The organism is Silvibacterium dinghuense, assembly GCF_004123295.1.
GTDB lineage: Bacteria > Acidobacteriota > Terriglobia > Terriglobales > Acidobacteriaceae > Silvibacterium > Silvibacterium dinghuense.
The window spans coordinates 1,641,178-1,658,341 of sequence record NZ_SDMK01000001.1; the positions used below are offsets into that span (position 1 = coordinate 1,641,178).

Annotated in this window: 10 protein-coding genes; 2 read left to right on the top strand and 8 right to left on the bottom strand. The window is 62.7% G+C overall.

Translation table 11 applies throughout. From position 1 onward, the window contains the following. Nucleotides 1-250 precede the first annotated feature (250 nt). The 8 genes from cmk to ESZ00_RS06540 all read right to left on the bottom strand — a co-directional run bounded on the left by cmk (nucleotide 251) and on the right by ESZ00_RS06540 (nucleotide 10,453). Nucleotides 251-937, bottom strand: a complete 687-nt coding sequence (gene cmk / locus ESZ00_RS06505; RefSeq protein ID WP_129207314.1) for a (d)CMP kinase — start codon at nucleotides 935-937, stop codon at nucleotides 251-253. Then, entirely contained in the window at nucleotides 934-3,357 is a 2,424-nt protein-coding gene (locus ESZ00_RS06510; RefSeq protein WP_129207315.1) for a hypothetical protein, read from the bottom strand. Before ESZ00_RS06510 ends, cmk begins: the two co-directional genes overlap by 4 nt. Nucleotides 3,358-3,413: 56 nt before the next feature. Further along, entirely contained in the window at nucleotides 3,414-5,426 is a 2,013-nt protein-coding gene (gene mutL / locus ESZ00_RS06515; protein ID WP_129207316.1) for a DNA mismatch repair endonuclease MutL, read from the bottom strand. 128 nt (nucleotides 5,427-5,554) lie between these two features. Continuing rightward, a complete protein-coding gene (gene pyk / locus ESZ00_RS06520; protein ID WP_129207317.1) occupies nucleotides 5,555-7,066 on the bottom strand; it encodes a pyruvate kinase in 1,512 nt (503 codons plus the stop codon). A 119-nt stretch (nucleotides 7,067-7,185) separates the two neighbouring features. Further along, entirely contained in the window at nucleotides 7,186-8,055 is an 870-nt protein-coding gene (locus tag ESZ00_RS06525; RefSeq protein WP_129207318.1) for a YihY/virulence factor BrkB family protein, read from the bottom strand. An 11-nt stretch (nucleotides 8,056-8,066) separates the two neighbouring features. Next, the gene (locus tag ESZ00_RS06530) at nucleotides 8,067-8,561 is read right to left on the bottom strand and encodes a thioredoxin family protein (RefSeq protein WP_129207319.1); all 495 of its coding nucleotides are present in this window, start codon (nucleotides 8,559-8,561) and stop codon (nucleotides 8,067-8,069) included. Nucleotides 8,562-8,648: 87 nt separating this feature from the next. Next, on the bottom strand, nucleotides 8,649-9,509 hold the full coding sequence (locus ESZ00_RS06535) for a hydroxypyruvate isomerase family protein (RefSeq protein WP_129207320.1): 861 nt from the start codon (nucleotides 9,507-9,509) through the stop codon (nucleotides 8,649-8,651). Between the two features lie 5 nt (nucleotides 9,510-9,514). Next, nucleotides 9,515-10,453 (bottom strand): VOC family protein, encoded by a 939-nt coding sequence (locus ESZ00_RS06540; protein ID WP_129207321.1) that lies wholly within the window; start codon nucleotides 10,451-10,453, stop codon nucleotides 9,515-9,517. Nucleotides 10,454-10,687: 234 nt separating this feature from the next. Here ESZ00_RS06540 and ESZ00_RS06545 point away from each other — a divergent pair, with 234 nt between their 5' ends. Further along, complete coding sequence (locus tag ESZ00_RS06545) at nucleotides 10,688-13,324, top strand: SpoIIE family protein phosphatase (RefSeq protein ID WP_129207322.1); 2,637 nt, start codon at nucleotides 10,688-10,690, stop codon at nucleotides 13,322-13,324. Nucleotides 13,325-13,587: 263 nt separating this feature from the next. Beyond that, nucleotides 13,588-17,142, top strand: a complete 3,555-nt coding sequence (gene mfd, locus ESZ00_RS06550; RefSeq protein WP_129207323.1) for a transcription-repair coupling factor — start codon at nucleotides 13,588-13,590, stop codon at nucleotides 17,140-17,142. Nucleotides 17,143-17,164 lie beyond the last annotated feature (22 nt).

Below are 17,164 nucleotides of genomic sequence, written 5' to 3' on the forward strand. Positions count from 1 at the left end.
GTCGGGTATCCGCGGACAAGTATCGGTGCATGGCTTAGCCGTGCCCTGATACCCACTGACGGTGGCCGACTCAAGTCTCTTTTGCCTGGGTGGGGACAGAGGTTCGTGATCTCCCGCCGAAGCCAGAACCGGGCTTGTATGGGGGCCACCGGGGATTGTGGTGGGCGTCTCTCCCACGTCTCAAAGGCGAGACGAGGGGCACCCGGATTCGTTTCTGGTGTCGGGTTTTCTACACCCTATTCCCTATCCCCTACACCCTGGCGGCCACGCGTTCCTGCACGATGGACTCGATGCGGGCGAGGACCTGATCGAGGGTGAGGCTGGTGGAATCGATGAGGATCGCGTCCTCGGCCGGGCGCAGCGGCGATTCGGCTCGGTTGCGGTCACGCTGGTCGCGTTCGCGGAGCTCCTTGAGAACAGCCTCGGGTGTCGCTTCGCCTGCCGTCGCACCACCGGACTGCTCATAGCGACGCTGGCTGCGGGCCTCGGGTGAGGCATCGAGGAAGAACTTGAGGTCGGCGTCGGGAAAAACAACGGTTCCGATGTCGCGGCCTTCCATGACCACGCCGCCCGCAGCGCCGAGCGCGCGCTGGAGGTCCACCATCCAGGTACGAATCGTGGGATGGATGCTCACCTTCGAGGCCGCTTGTGTGACCTCGGGCTCGCGCACCTGCCCGGTAACGTCTTCGCCGTCGAGCACGACCCGATTACCGGAGGGCGTCGGCTCCAGGCCGATGCTGGTTCCGGCGGCAAGCCGCCCCAGAGCCTCGGCATTGTCGAGAGAGGTATGGGTGCGCATGGCCTTGAGAGCGAAGGCGCGATACATTGCGCCTGTCTCGAGGTTAAGCAAGCCAAAGTGCGCGGCCAGATGGCGGGCGACCGTGCTCTTGCCTGCACCCGCCGGTCCGTCAATGGCGACGATCAGGCGACGGCTCATTCGCCTCCTTCACGCCGGGGCTTGAAACCACCGGGCCTTCCACCCGGACGCGGCTTGAAACCGCCCGGCTTGCCTTTGAAACCACTCTTGAACCCACCCGGCTTACCACCGGAAAAGCCACCGGACTTGCCTTTGAAGCCGCCACCGGGCTTGCCCCCAAACTTCGGCTTCGAGCCAAAGCCAGGCTTGCGGTTGAAACCGCCTGAGCGTTCGCCACCTTCTCCCCCTTCGCGACGGGGCGGACGGCCCTCACCACGATCACGGAAGAAGGGCCGCTTCTCACCGTCCTCGCGCTTCTGGAAGCCGCCAGGCTTGCGGTCGAAACCGGGTTTACCCCCAAACGAAGGTCTGCCGCCGAACTTCGGCTTCGAACCAAAGCCGGGCTTGCGGTCGAAGCCACCGCGGCGCTCACCGCCTGCTCCGCCTTCGCGACGGAAGTTCGGGCGATCACCCCCCTCTCCACGGTCACGGAAGAAGGGCCGCTTCTCGCCGTCTTCGCGCTTCTGGAAGCCGCCAGGCTTGCGGTCGAAGCCGGATTTACCGCCAAACGAAGGCTTGCCGCCAAACTTCGGACGGCTGCCAAAGGCAGGCTTACCGCCAAAACCGGGTTTGCGGTCGAAACCGCCACGGCGCTCGCCGCCTGCTCCGCCTTCGCGACGGAAGTTCGGGCGATCACCGCCCTCTCCGCGGTCACGGAAAAACGGACGCTTCTCACCATCCTCGCGCTTCTGGAAGCTGCCAGGCTTGCGGTCAAAACCGGGTTTATCGCCAAACGAAGGCTTGCCGCCAAACTTCGGACGGTTGCCAAAGGCAGGCTTGCCGCCAAAGCCGGGCTTGCGGTCGAAGCCGCCACGGCGCTCGCCGCCTGCTCCGCCTTCGCGACGGAAGTTCGGGCGATCACTGCTCTCTCCACGGTCACGGAAAAACGGACGCTTCTCACCATCCTCGCGCTTCTGGAAGCTGCCAGGCTCGCGGTCAAAACCGGGTTTATCGCCAAACGAAGGCTTGCCGCCGAACTTCGGACGGTTGCCGAAGCCCGGTTTGCCGCCAAACGCAGGACGGGGACCACGGGAGAAGCCCGGCTTATCGCCACGCGAGAAGTTCGGGCGATCGCCGCCCGCACCAAAGCTGCGGCGGGGACGATCTTCGCCACCCTCACGCTTCTCGAAATTGCCACGCGGTGCAAAACCACCACGCGACGAACCACCGAACTTGCCGGCTCCGCCGAAGCCCGGCCTGCCCCCAAATCCTGGTTTACGGGGACCGAAACCACCCGGCTTGCGATCACCAAAGCTCTTCTTTGCAGCAAATCCTTCGCCGCTTTCGCGACGGGGACGGAAGGAGCGTTCGCCCGTCTCCTCGCTGCCTTCATTTTCGCGGTTCTTCCACGGCTCGCTCTCGCCGAAACCGGCGCGGCGGGGCGGACGCTTGCCGCCGTCGGCATCGCGCTGGAAAGCAGGCTTGCGATCGAAGCCACCCGTTTTGCCTTCACGCGGCTTGAAGCCGGGCTTGCCTTCGAATTTGCGCGCAGGCTTCTCCGCGCCCTCTGCCGATGCGTCGGCGGAGGCTTCCACCACGGGCTCCACATCTGGGAATTCAGGCAGCGTACCGGTGATGTAAAGCACGGACTGCGTGCCGGCCGGCGTCATCGAAAGCTGGCGGGTAGCGGTGAGGCCGTTGACGGTCTCACGGACCTTGGAGCGCGAGGTCAGCGGAGAGAGGAAGATCTCAATCTCCTCATCCTCGGCGGCAATCACCTGCTCGAGATAGATAGAAACCATGGCCGAGAGCGCAGCAGTCTGCGAAACGCGGCCCGAAGCGGTCAGCTGGTCCTTGAATTTCTTCTGAATCTGGCTCCAGCCGGTCGGTTCTTCGACCTTGTACGTAGGCAGGACGCGCAGGGTCCCCCACAGCTCCAGAAGGCCGCGCAGGACACCGGACTCGGTGATCTCACGGCCCATGGCAACCTGCAGCTCTTCCACGGTCAGGGTCTGATCCTTCTCGAGCAGCTTCCAGAGGCCGATCATCATCGGCGAGGTCTTGCCGCCCGGCTCGGACTTCCAGTCGCGGATGCCACGGAGGCTGTAGATGTACGGAATAGCTTCCTTCGAGGCCAGGAAATCGGGCGTCTCGGAGGGTCCACCGAACAGGTTCAGAGGGATAGCGTGGCCATCGGCGACGAGGCGGCGCATGAGCGACGCGGCGTTTTCAATGGCCTCGCGGCCGGGCGCCTCATTCGGCTCGCCCATGGTCGCCTCGACGAACGAGGGAGCGGGAGCCTTGAAGTTCACCGGGCGCGGGAGGTAGAGGCAGAGACCGGCCCAGTCGAGCCAGGTGCGGGCATCTTCTGCGGTCAATAATGGATTTGCGGCCTGGCGCCAACGTTCGCGGCGCGCCGCCTGAAGCTGTTCGGATGTCAAAGAGGACCTTCTTCTGAGTCGAGCGGGGTGCGCGATGGGGCCGATATGGTCTGGTCCTAAATACGCTGGAATGCCCGCTGGATGTCTCTCCAAGAATATCGCAAAGCAATGGGCCGGCCATGCGGACAGCTGGTGGGATGCTCAGTTTTCGCTAATTCTGCCAGCAACCACTCCATTCGCTGGGGGTCGAGCGGCATGTTGACCTTGATGGCGGCGTGGCAGGCGATGGAGGCGGCAATCCGCGTGCGCATGGTGTCGAGATTCTCGCGCTGATCGCGCTCCCCGGCCTGTTCGAGGACTTCGGCCAGCATCCGCTCCAGCTTTTTGCCCTCGAGACCGATGGGCGCAGCCTTGATGGCGATTGTCTGCGGGCCGAAGGGCTCGGCTTCGAAACCATTGCGCTCCAACTCCTCCGCGATAGTCGAAAATAACACCATCTGGTGCGGCTGCAGATCGATCAGCAGGGGCATGAGCAGGCGCTGGCGCTCGACTTTTTCGACCTCGCGCTCGCGCAGGATTTTCTCGAAGAGAACACGCTCGTGAGCGACATGCTGATCGATGATCCATAGACCTTCGTCGTTCATGGCAACGATGAAGGACTCGCGCAGCTGGCCAAGCGGCTTGAGCGAGGCCAGTGAATGGAGCGAGGCGACCGGCTCGCCTTCGCCAAGATCCTCAATCGGCGGCAACTCACAGCTATGGCGCTGGGTCCTGATCGATACTTTGGCAGCATCTGAGATGGCCGAGGGAACAGGGATAGAGACCGGAGCAGCAATCGCCTGCTCGGCCTGGGCGAAGGGCAGGTGCACTGCCTGGGCGGGCAGTTCCCGCTCGGTGAGCTGAAATGGGACACTCTCCCCGCGCATCGCTACTTCGCCCGCTGCTTGTTCGCTGCTTTCGTCAGAATTTTCGGCCTCGGGGCTTCCGGGAAGCGGCGAAACCGCTGTCATCAGCGACGGCGAGGCATGCGGATTCGCAGTCAGAGACGCAAGGAACTGCGCCGCCGGACGCGCCTGGATGAGCGTGGTGCGGATGGAATCACGTACGAAGTCGTGAATGGCGCCCTGCTGGCGAAAGCGCACCTCGGTCTTGGCCGGGTGCACATTCACATCCACCTCGTGCGGCGGCATTTCGAGGAAGAGCAGCACCACCGGGAACGAAGTCGGCGGAATGACGTTGCGATAGGCCTCGCTGACGGCATGCAGGATGAGGCGGTCGCGCACCAGCCGCTGGTTTACAAAAACGTAGATCGAGTTGCGATTGAGCTTCTGCAGCTCGGGCTTCGAGACGAAGCCGGTCATGCGCAGCATGCCCGGATCGGGCGGCGTCCAGTCCTCGTCGCGGCGCCAGGGCGCGGGCTCAGGCAGGCCCGCACGGTCGAAGGGACGCTCGGCAGCGGTCGGCATAAGCTGGTCAAGCATCTCGCGCCCGAAGATCTGGAAGATGCGCTCTGCGGGCTTCGCGACGGGCGGCGCGATCAGCAGCGCGTGGCTCGCGGAGTGCAATTCGAAGTGCTTATCGGGATGAACGAGGGCGTAGTGCGTCACCAGCGCGGTGACATGCGAAAGTTCGGTATTCTCGCTGCGCAGGAACTTGCGCCGCGCCGGGGTATTGAAGAACAGATCGCGGATGGTGAAGGTGGTGCCTGCGGGCAGGCCGGCATCTTCGACGCGGATCAGCTTGCCGCCGACGATCTCCAGACGCGTGCCATGGTCCTCTTCGGCTGCGCGGGTTTCGAGTTCTACGCGAGCAATGGAGCCGATAGACGGCAGAGCTTCGCCGCGGAAGCCGAGGGTCGAGATCGTCAGCAGATCGTCCGAAGTACGAATCTTCGAGGTGGCGTGGCGCTCGAAGGCCAGCAACGCGTCGTCGCGCACCATGCCGATGCCGTTGTCGACGATGCGTATGAGCTTGCGTCCACCACCTTCGACCTCGACGCGGATCTTCGTCGCTCCGGCATCGAGCGAATTCTCAAGCAGTTCCTTGACCACCGAGGCGGGACGGTCGACGACCTCGCCAGCGGCAATCTGGTTGGCTACCTGGTCGGAAAGAATGCGAATGCGGCCCATCGTGCTCCTGAAGACTTCTGTTTTATCCCATCCGGACCAAAAGCGGGTCTGCGCAGGCCACCCGAAACCTGTTCCAAAAGCGGAAAGGCGGCCTGAGCCGCCTTTCCTGATCTGCCCTGCGAACCGGATTAACGCGTGGCGGCAGCGGCCAGCTTTTCGGCCTCTTCGCTGTTCACCTGATCGCCGAGAACGTGCAGGCGGAGGAAGTTGGTCGAGCCGGTCTTGGTGCGGGTACCGGCCACGATGCCGATGATGTCCTGACTGCGGGCATAGCCACCCTCTTCGAGCAGGCGCTCGGCCATCGCGACCATCTGGTCGGTCGTGCCGGCCTTCTCGCAGAGCAGCGGAGTGGTGCCCCAGAGCAGGTTCATGCGGTTGACGACCGTCTCCACGCTCGAGAGCGCGTAGATCGGCGGCACCGGGCGATACTTCGAGAGCTGGCGGGCGGTGGTGCCGGTCTCGGTGAAGACGGCAATGGCGCGCACATCCAGATCCTGCGCGGCATGGGCCATCGACTCGCAGATGGTCTCCGACACCGTGAGGTGCAGGTTGTCGGGACGAATCTCGTGAGCCGGCGCGTTCTGCAGGTGCGACTCGGTTTCGACAATGATCTTGGCCATCATCTTGACCGCCTCGACCGGATACTTGCCGGCGGCGCTCTCGGCCGAGAGCATCACCGCGTCGGTGCCGTCATAGATCGCGTTGGCCACGTCGCTGGCTTCAGCGCGGGTGGGACGCGGGTTCTCGATCATTGACTCCAGCATCTGGGTCGCGGTGATAACCGGCTTGCGCCAGGACGAAGCCTTGCGAATGATGAGCTTCTGGATGGCTGGAACCTTCTCGGGCGGCACTTCCACACCCAGGTCGCCACGAGCGACCATGATGCCGTCGGTGGCTTCCATGATCTCGTCGAGGTTATCGATGGCCTGCGGCTTTTCCAGCTTGGCAACCACCCAGGCGTCGGAGCCCAGCCCGGCGATGCGCTCCTTGACCAGGCGAACATCTTCCGCGGTGCGCACAAACGAGACGGCAATGGCGTCGACACCAGCTTTGATGGCGAAATCCAGGTCTTCCGCGTCCTTTTCAGTCAGCGCGGGCACCTTCACCGGGATGCCGGGCAGGTTAATGCCCTTGTTCTCACCAAGCACGCCGCCGTTGACGACCGTGCACTCGACATCCTCGCCCTTGACTGCAACCACATGCAGCTCGATGAGACCGTCGGAAAGCAGGATACGGGCGCCGGCTTCGAGGTTCTCGGCCAGCGTCAGGAAGGTCGTCGAGATGACTTCCGTGTTGCCAAGAATGTTGCGCGGGGTGATGGTCAGGGACTGACCGGCCACCAGCGTGATCGGAGTGCGGTTCTCGAGCTTGCCGGTACGGATCTTCGGACCCTGCAGATCGGCGAGGATGCAGATCGAGCGGCCTTCTTCGGCAGCAATCTTGCGCACCATGTCGATCAGAGCCTGCTTCTCGGAGTGAATGCCGTGGGAAAAATTCAGGCGCGCGACATCGAGCCCCGCCCGCACCAGCCCCCGGAAAACCGATTCCTGATTCGAGGCCGGTCCCAGCGTGCCCACGATCTTCGCGCGTCGCGGCTGCCCCTCAATCGGCAGACCCAACCCCGTAACTGAAGTGTTCATCCATCCCCCAACTGCAATTTGCTTTTGCTGATTTATGTACTGGAATACGCTTTCACCCTTGCAGCGGGCGAAACACTTTCCATTTTACCTCCCGGGATAGCCGGTAAGATGAAAGCCCGCTACGCTGCGGTTTCTTCCGTCAGCGCTAATGGATAGATCTGCGCATTGAACTCGGCGCCCAGCAGAATGCTGAACGAGACCATGTAGAGCCACACCAGCGTTGCCACCCCGGCACCGAGCGATCCATAGACAACGGAATAGTCGGCATAGCGGGTCAGATACCAGCCATAAATGAGCGTCGCGAGGAACCAGGTTGCGGTGGCCAGCACCGCCCCCGGCACGACCTGCCTCCAGCGCCGCCGGCGCGGCGTGCCGAAGTGGTAAATGACGCCCAGCACCGTCACGCTGGTGGCCAGAGAGATAGCCCAGCGGAGAATGCGGCCGGCAAGGATCACGTAGAAGCGGAAGGAGTGGTCGGCATTGTCGATCATCCAAAGCTCGATGAGATGACCGAAGGCGACCAGGCCGGAAGCAAAGATCATGGGAACCAGCGTTCCAGGGACCAGGGCCAGGGCGATCAGGCGCTCATGCCAGAAGCCCCACTCTCCGCGCGGCAGCCGGTAGGCTTTGCGGAAGGACTCCATCAGCGAGAGCATCATGCCCATGGCCGCTCCCGTCATGACCATGGACGAAGTCCACACCAGCCGGACCGAGCGGGCATGATTGGTCTGGAAATAGGACTGCACCAGGCTCATGGTGTCCGGAGGCAGCAGCTCGGCAAAACCGGCGCGGAGCTCACCGCGGAAGCTATCCGTTTCCGGGCTCAAAGCCAGAAGCGTGGTCAACACCAGCATGGCCGGGAAAAAGCAGAGGATCGCCGAATAGGCCGCGGCCTTGGCATTGGTGAAGGCGCTGTGGGTAAAGGAACTCCACGCTGCCCGGCGCAGGTGATGGAAGAGGTTTACCGGTGTGAAGTCAGGGTTTCGCAATCGATTCGACGCTACCGCTTAGGCTTCCATTGATTAAGGAACTCAGTCACAGAAGACGGATCCATGCGCCGCATGGACTCGAATTCGCCATTTTTCTGGCTGTACAGCAGCTTACCGTGCTCGTCGAGCACCGCCAGCGCAGGCACTCCCTTGTGCAGGGGAATGCCGTAACGGTCAGCCAGATCGGTATTGGCATCGAAGTGGCCCACATTCACGTCAACCAGGACGAAATTCTTATCGAGCAACGAGAGATTCGGCTCCTGGTGGAAGTAAATGTTCAGCACCTTGCAGTCGCCGCACCAGTTCCCGCCGAAGTCCAGGATCACATTCTTATGCTCGGTCCGCGCAGTATGGAGGGCGGCGGCAAGCTCCGTATTGGCCACGCCGGGGTCGGGATAGATGGCAGCCTGCTGCGACTGGACAAACTGCGCATGCGCGATTCCAGCGCCAGGCAGCAACGCTGCCGCCATCCACATCATTCCTGCCAGTCGAGCAACCTTCCGCATCCTGCCTCCGATTCCATTTCTCCCTGAAATAAGACTCAGCGTCGGGAGTTCCTCTCAGGATGCCATAGGCAGAGCGCAAAAGGACGACTAAACATTACAGACAGCCATGGCCTGGCGGAGAGCCGCTTCCGTGTCGATCGTGGGGAGGAACTCGTGGGCCACATAGCCACTGAAATCGGTAGCTGCAATGGCACGCATGACGGCCTCGTACTGAATCTCCTGGCCGGACCCCAGTTCGTGGCGTCCGGGAACGCCGCCGGTGTGGAAGTGGCCGATGGCACCGATGCTCCCGCGAATGGTATCGATGAGGTCTCCCTCCATGATCTGCATGTGGTAGATGTCGTAGAGCAACTTCACCCGCGGCGATGCCACTTCTTCGACCACGCGGACGCCCCATGCGGTGTGGTCGGCCATGTAATCGGGGTGGTTGACCTTGCTGTTGAGCAACTCGAGGCAGATGGTGACGCCGTGATCCTCGGCGATGCTTTTGACGCGATTGAGGCCAAGAACGGTGTTGGCTGCTCCCTGCTCATCGGACATGCCTCGGCGATTGCCGGAAAATGTGATGACGTTCGGAACGCCGGCCCTGGCTGCGAGCGGGATGTTTTTCCGCAATGCTGTCTCGATGGCGGCGTGGTTTTCCGGGTGGTTCAGTGCGTCGGAGATCGTGCCTCCACCGGCGTAGCCCATGGTGCAGATGAGACCGTAGCGACGGGGAATTTCGTATTCCTCGACCTCAAGCAGGTCTACACCTTGCAGGCCGAGGCGGACAGCCATGGTGGAGAGTTCATCGACGGAGAGATGCGGATAGCACCAGCGGCAGACCGATTGACGGATGCGGCCCGAGGATACAGGCGGGGCGACACCGGATGAAACTTCTCCGCTTGCCGTGAGAGCCCCAATGCCGGACAACACACCCGCTTCCAGAAAAAGCCTCCGCGAGAGCATGGACGCTACTCCGCAGGAACCGGCGGGTTGGGCGCAGTAAAGGGCGAACAGCAGGGCTTTTCGACCGGGACGTATTCCATCAGCTCGAGACGGGTACCGTCGGGGTCATAAAGATTGAACTGCCACTTGCCATCTTTACCAAGCTGCATGGGGCTGTGTTCGCCCTCAATACGGTTGCCGGCATCGAGCGCGGTGACGGCCTTCTCCATGTTCACGACGCCGATCGAGAGATGATTCAGCACGCCGAGCTGCTTCTGCGAAACATCCTGGATGCCACCACCCGAAGGACCGCTGGTAAGCATGTACTCCAGCCAGTCATGCCCGTCGGGCACCTGCTGGGAGATCCAGTCCACGGTGCCAGGCTTCATGCCTCCGAACCAGTACGGTCGAAAACCGAGCACTCCACGGTAGAACGAGTTTTCGGCTTCGCGGCTGCGCACCAGCATGCCGACGTGGATGATATGCCGGCCGATGGGATCACCAGCGGTCCTGGCGGGCGAGGACGGCGACTGCACAAACTGCACCATGTTGCCCTCCGGGTCCTTTACGTCAAACCAGCGGCTGCCGTCGGAGGCTTTCTCAACGGAAGTGGGGACGTGGACGGCATGCGCAGCGAGATACGCGCGCATGGCTTCCGCATCGGTAACGGTGTAGGCAAGATGGTCGAGACGGGAGTTGCCGGAGCTGGCGGGTAAGGGCAGCACTTCGACAAACTGCGTCGCGTTCACGTAATAGCGGGCCCCGGACGGATCTTCCGGGTCGGGACGCTTTTCGAGGCCGATATCGTGCCCATAGAAGTGTTCGGCCATGGCCGGATTCGCAGCATAGACCGCGATGTGCGAGATGCCGGTGATCGCCGGCCGGGCAGCGTCCTGCGCCGAGGCGAGCGGCGCAGAGCACAGCACGGACAGGAACAGTGCAGGCAGCAGGACAGGAGATCGCATAGCAGTTCGCCCGAGAGCGCTCCCAATGTATCCGTTCTCACGGAGAGCGCACAACCTGCCCACCCAGGCAGAGCCGGGACGGGACACCTTTGTTCTTCTCTCTTGAAGAAGAATAAAACTCCATCTTGCGACCGACGGGAGCAAGGGCCGAAGGCGATTCGCCTTGCGCGCAGCAGCCGGAAACGGACGCAAGGCAAGGTACCATGGACGCGATAGCGGATACGCTCACAAAGCATGACCAGACGCAGACAATCCGGAGGCAGACAGTCCGGGAAGCGATTGCCGTCAGCGGCCACCCTCCGGGTGCTGGCCGCCGTCTTCGCGCTCTGCGGCTTTGCCTACTGGATGGCGGGAGCGCTGAATACCTGGGAATATGACCTGCACCGGGACCGGCATATCCAGGAACCGATCGATTTCGACAGCAACACGCTGCTTATCTCCACGGTGCGCCCCGAGGCAAAAGCCGTGCACCTGTCGGTCGGGGCAAAGATCACCGGCTTCAACGGCGCTCCCTATACCGGACTGTCGCAGTGGTCGGAGATCGTCGAAACGGCTCGGCCGGGCGACACGCTGGATATAGAGTTTCTTGCTCCCGGCGGCAAAGCCGGGATGGTAACCATTACGCTGGCGCCTCTGCCCGCCGCGCATGTCGGCATTGCGCGCTGGGCAGTACTGTTGAGCGACGGCTTTGTCGACCTGGTACTGCCGCTGGCCTGCCTGGGCATCGGCTTCTGGGTCGTGCTGGCCAAGCCCCAGGACCGCAATGCCTGGCTGGTGCTGCTGCTGCTCACCTTTCCCAGCGTATTCACCATCGATGCGGCCCATGCGACCGGCCTCGGCCTGGGGCTACGCGGCCTGTGGTACGAGACCATGCAGATCATGGCCTCGCCGGTGTTGCTGCTCTTCGGGGTTTACTTCCCAGAGCGCTCGCGCATCGACCAGAAGGTTCCGTGGCTGAAATGGGTGGTAATTGCGCCGATCCTGTTTTTCTGGGTTGTAACCATCCCCTTCCTCATCACTCAGTATTACGGCGGCGGCGTGAGCTGGGTATCGCTCATGGACAAGCTGGAGCGCCTGGTCAACTTCCTCAACCTCTGCTGCGTCGTGCTCTACCTTGTACTCACCCTGGACAAGGTGCATTCGGCCTCGACGGCCGATGCGCGGCGGCGCCTGCGGGTGCTCACGGCCGGAACCGGCGTCGGGGTCGGCGTCCTGCTCTTTGTCTTTGTGCTGCTGCGTCATTTCGGGTTGAAGATTCTCGCCGAAGACACACCGACGCGCTTCTGGATCGATTCGGCCGGCGCGGCAATCTTCATGATTGCGCCCTTCACGATGGGCTACGTCGTGCTGGTGCAGCGCGCCATGGACGTACGCGTGATCCTGCGTGCCGGCACCCGCTACCTGCTGGCGCGAGCCTTCCTGGTCGTCGCGCAGATCGTCCTGCTCTCGGTCGCAGTCACCGAGCTGGTAGTGCCCACGCTGCACAAGCAACAGCCGCAGCCTTTGGACCTGATGGCTGTTTTCGTCTTCATCGCGCTGGTATTCTTCCTGCGTTTTGCCGTCCGCACCCGCGCGCAAGGCTGGCTCGACCGCAAATTCTTCCGCGAAGCCTATAACGCGGAGGTGGTGCTCAACGAGCTCTCCGACCAGGTTCGCCGCTTCACCGAAACCGGGCCGCTGCTCGAAACCGTAGCGCGGAGGATCGCCGAAACGCTGCATGTAAGCCAGGTGGCCATCCTGCTGCGGCGGGGCGAGTTCTTCGAGCTGCAACAGACACTGGGGCTTTCCCCTGCAGGTACGCTCTCGCTCTCGCCGCAGGCCTCGAGCGTTCGCTATCTGGCCTCCACCAATGAGCCGGCGCGGCTCTATCGTGACGATCCCGACGCCTGGTATCTGATGGCCGGCATGGCCGAACGTGACGTGCTGAACACAATGAATACCGAGTTGCTGCTCCCGCTGCCTGGCCGCAACCGGCTGATGGGAGTGATGGCGCTCGGTCCCAAGCGCTCCGAGGCCGCCTACACGCGTGCCGACCTGAACCTGCTGCAGGCCGTAGCCACCCAGACCGGGCTGGCTATCGAAATTGCCGAGCTGGCCTGCTCTCTCGCCAGCGAAGCCGCGCAACGCGAGCGTGTAAACCGCGAAATCGAGATCGCACGCGAAGTCCAGGAACGGCTCTTTCCGCAGGCCATGCCGGAAATGAAAGGCGCAACTGTGGCCGGACACTGCAGACCGGCACTGGGCGTTGGAGGCGACTACTACGATGTCTTTCCGCTCTCCGACGGCCGCACCGGTCTCGCTGTCGGAGACGTGAGCGGCAAGGGCATCGCGGCGGCGCTGCTCATGGCGAGCCTCCGCGCGAGCCTGCGCGGGGTGACGCTCGACAATCCCCGGGACTTTGCCCGGCTCATGGACAAGGTCAACCGGCTGGTCTACGAGTCTTCGGCCTCGAACCGCTACGCGACCTTTTTCTTCGCTGCCTATGATCCCGAGACGCGGCGGCTCGACTGCGTAAACGCGGGCCACAACCCGCCCTTGATCATCAGACGCAATGACGACGGCCCACACACGGTGATCCGCCTTGAGGCCGGAGGCCCGGTGGTAGGTCTGTTGCCGGCTGCACCCTATGTCGAGCAGGCCGTCACGCTCGAGCCAGGCGACCTGGTACTGCTCTACACCGACGGCATCAGCGAGGCGATGACTCCGGAAGACGAGGAGTGGGGCGAAGACCGGCTGATTGCCGCCGCCGACTGCTGCTGGGACAAGGACGCAGACGAAATTCTGGACCACCTCTTCCGCGACGCCGATGCCTTCACCCGCGGCGCTCCGCAGCACGACGACATGACGCTGCTGGTGCTGAAGCTCAAGTAGCTGCTACGCGCAGGGCGAATCGCCTTCGGCCCCCCGCTCCCGCTCGTCGCGATCCTTCGTCCTACGTGACTCTCGCAGACGCGAAACATCCATGCTCGGGTGGGCTACCGTCGGGAGCTGCACCTCCCGCCTAAGCAAAGCTTGGACGGGGCACCCCGTTCCATCTCCACAGCAAAGATCTCAAATCGCGACCAGCGGGAGCGCCACGCGAAGCGCAAGGCCTGGACGGCCAGTCCCGCGCAGTGGGGTAAACTGAAGCGGCAATGATCCTCCCTTTTGTCCGTGAGTTGCTCGCGGATTTGGAGACCTCTCCTGCGTTCGAACAGGCGCGACGGCATCTGGCCCTCGGCCGTGGGCGTCGTCGTGTCTCAGGGCTGACTTCTTCGGCCCGTGCCCTCTATATTCCACTCTTTGCCCGCGCGGCGAACGTGCCTGTCGTCATCGTGGTTGCGGACAATAAGGCGGCCGACGCGCTGCAGGTAGCTCTGCAGGCGGGTTGCGACCTGACCGGCGCGATTGCGCCGAACCGCGTGCTCAAACTGCCGGCGCACGATGTGCTGCCCTTCGAGAACCTGTCACCGCATCCGGAGATTCAGGAGGCACGCGCCACCACGCTCTGGAAGATGGCGAGTGGAGCAGCCTCCATCGTGATCGCGCCCGTGGAAGCGGTGGCGATGAAGCTCTTCCCTGCGCCGTTCTATGGCGGTCTCGCGCAGACGCTGCGCCGTGGCGAAGAGGTCGATGTCGAGACACTGATCCAACACCTGCAGAGTGTCGGCTATTCGGCGATGGACATCGTCGAGATGCCCGGCCAGTACACGCGGCGTGGCGGCATTCTCGACGTCTACTCGCCCGAAACCGACCGGCCGGTGCGCATTGAATTCTTTGGCGACGAGATCGAGACGATCAAGAAGTTCGACCCCGAAACACAGCGCTCATCTTCTTCGCTCGAGGAAGCGCGCCTGCTGCCGCTGACCGAGACCCCGGTGACCGAGCGGCTGCTGGCCGCGGTGCACACGCGGTTGAGCGGCGCACGCATTGAGGCCGGCGACGATGCCGAGCTCGTCGAGCAGGCCGTCGCAGCAGGCGGAGTCAGCGTCTTCCCCGGCTGGGAGTTTTTTGCCGGTGTCGGTGGAGCAAAAGGCACGCTGATCGATCTGCTGCCGAAGAGCCTGCTCTTCGTGGACGAACCAGCAATGGTCAAGAACCAGCTCGACCGCTGGTGGAACAAGATCGAGCAGCGCCATGAGCGCGCAAGCATCGGCTCGCTGATCCGTCCCGAAGACATCTTCGAGCGGCCGGAGCTGCTCGAAGCCAAGCTGCAATCGCATCCGGGGCTCGAGCTCGATCAGCTGGGCGCGGTGGATGTGCTCGACGAAGACAACACTCTGGGTGAGATCGCCTTCCACTCGCGCCCCACGCTGCGCTTCCACGGATCGATCCCGGCGTTTGTGGAACAAGTGAAGCAGTTGATGCAGCAGGAGCAGCGCACGCTGCTGGTCGCGCCTAACCAGGGCGAGGTCGAGCGGCTCGCGAACCTGCTGCGCGAATACGAAGTGCCGTATCGGCTGGGCAGCCGTCATCAGCACACCGGCAGCGAGAACATTCACGACGAGTCGAGCTACCTGGCAGGCAGCGTGAAGGCCCCGGTCATCGTGCGCGCGAGCCTCTCCTACGGCGTAAGCCTGGTCGATGCGAACCTGACCATCTTCGGTGCGAACGACTTCTCCGACGATGCCGATGTGACGGCGCGCGTGGCTCCAAAGAAGTCAAAGACCGCAGCCTTTGTCTCAGACTTCCGCGATCTCACGATTAACGACTATGTCGTGCATGTCGAGCACGGCATCGGCCAGTACATGGGCCTGAAAGAGATCGTGCAGGACGGCGTCTCGATCGAGTTCATGATCCTGGAGTTTGCCGAGCAGGCGCGCCTCTACGTGCCGCTCACGCGCCTCGACCTGATCCAGAAATATCGTTCGACGGACGCCGGGCCGCAGCCGATCCTGAACAGGTTAGGTTCTCAGCAGTGGGCCAAGACCAAAGCCCGCGTGCGCAAGGCCATGGCCGATATGGCCGACGAGCTGCTGAAGCTCTACGCACAAAGAAAGTCGGCGCAGGGCCATGCCTTTGCGCCCGACACCGAGTTCCAGCGCGAGTTCGAAGACGCCTTCGACTACAACGAGACCGACGACCAGCTCTCGGCCATCAACGACATCAAGCGCGACATGGAATCGACACTGCCCATGGATCGCCTGCTATGCGGGGACGTAGGCTACGGCAAGACGGAAGTGGCCATGCGCGCCGCAATGAAGGCGGTGCAGGGTGGACGCCAGGTGGCCGTGCTTACGCCCACGACGGTGCTCAGCTTCCAGCACTACGAGACCTTCAAGAAGCGCTTCAAGATGTTCCCCGTGAACATCGAGATGATCTCGCGCTTTAGAACTGCCAAGGAACAAAAAGTCATCCTCGAGAAGGCCGAAGCCGGCCAGATCGACATCCTTATCGGCACGCACCGCGTGCTCTCAAAAGACATCAAGTTCCTGGATCTCGGCCTGCTCGTCGTCGATGAGGAGCAGCGCTTCGGCGTGCGCCACAAGGAGCGGCTAAAACAGATGCGGCGGGAGATTGATGTGTTAACCATGTCCGCCACGCCCATCCCGCGCACGCTGCATATGTCGCTGGTTGGGCTGCGCGACATGTCTGTGATCGAGACGCCGCCCAAGGACCGCATGGCGATCCAGACCATCGTGGCCAAGTTCGACGAAAAGCTGATCCGCTCCGCGGTCGAGGTCGAACTCGAGCGCGGCGGCCAGATCTACTTCGTGCATAACCGCGTGGAGACGATCTACGAAATCGCCGCGAAGATCCAGGAACTGGTGCCGGGCGCGCGCATCACCGTGGGCCATGGGCAGATGAGCGAAGGCGAGCTCGAGAAGGTGATGCTCGGCTTCATGAACCACGAGTACGACATTCTCGTCGCCACCTCGATCATCGAGAACGGCCTCGACATTCCGCTGGCGAATACGATCATCATCAACCGCGCCGATCGTCATGGCCTGAGCGAGCTTTACCAGCTGCGCGGCCGCGTGGGACGGTCCAATAGACGAGCTTATGCGTATCTACTCATCCCGCCGGAGCAGGAGCTCACCGAGATTGCGCGGCGCAGGCTCGCGGCGCTCAAAGAGTTTTCCGATCTCGGCGCGGGCTTCAAGATTGCGGCGCTCGATCTCGAGTTGCGCGGCGCGGGCAACATGCTGGGCGGCGAGCAGAGCGGACACATCGAGTCGGTGGGCTTCGAGCTCTACACCACGATGCTCGAAGAGGCGGTAAGCAAGCTCAAGGGCGAGGAGCGCGCCGAACGCGCACCGACGCAGCTCTCGCTCGGCATCGGGCTGCGCATCGACGAAAGCTACATCGAAGAAGAGAACCAGCGCCTGCGCATGTACAAGATCATCGCCGGACTCGAAAACGAAGCGGCACTCAACGACACGCGCGCCGAACTTGAGGATCGCTATGGGCCGATTCCCGACTCCGTGCGGCACCTGCTCGATGCCGCGCAGCTGCGGCTCGATTGCGAGAAGATCGGTGTGGCGCAGATCGACCGCAAGCGCGACATGCTGCACATCCGCTTCAAGGAGAACGCGGCTATCGATCCAAGCCGCCTGATGAAACTGATGGCGCGCGCCGCCAAGCGCGGCGCACAATTCACACCACAGGGCGTACTCAAGTTCCCGCTCGAAGGCTCGAAGCCGGACGATGTACTGATCGAGATTCGCATGCTGCTCGAGCAACTTGAACTGACAACTGTACCGGCCTAAAACATTTCTTCAGATAAGGAAG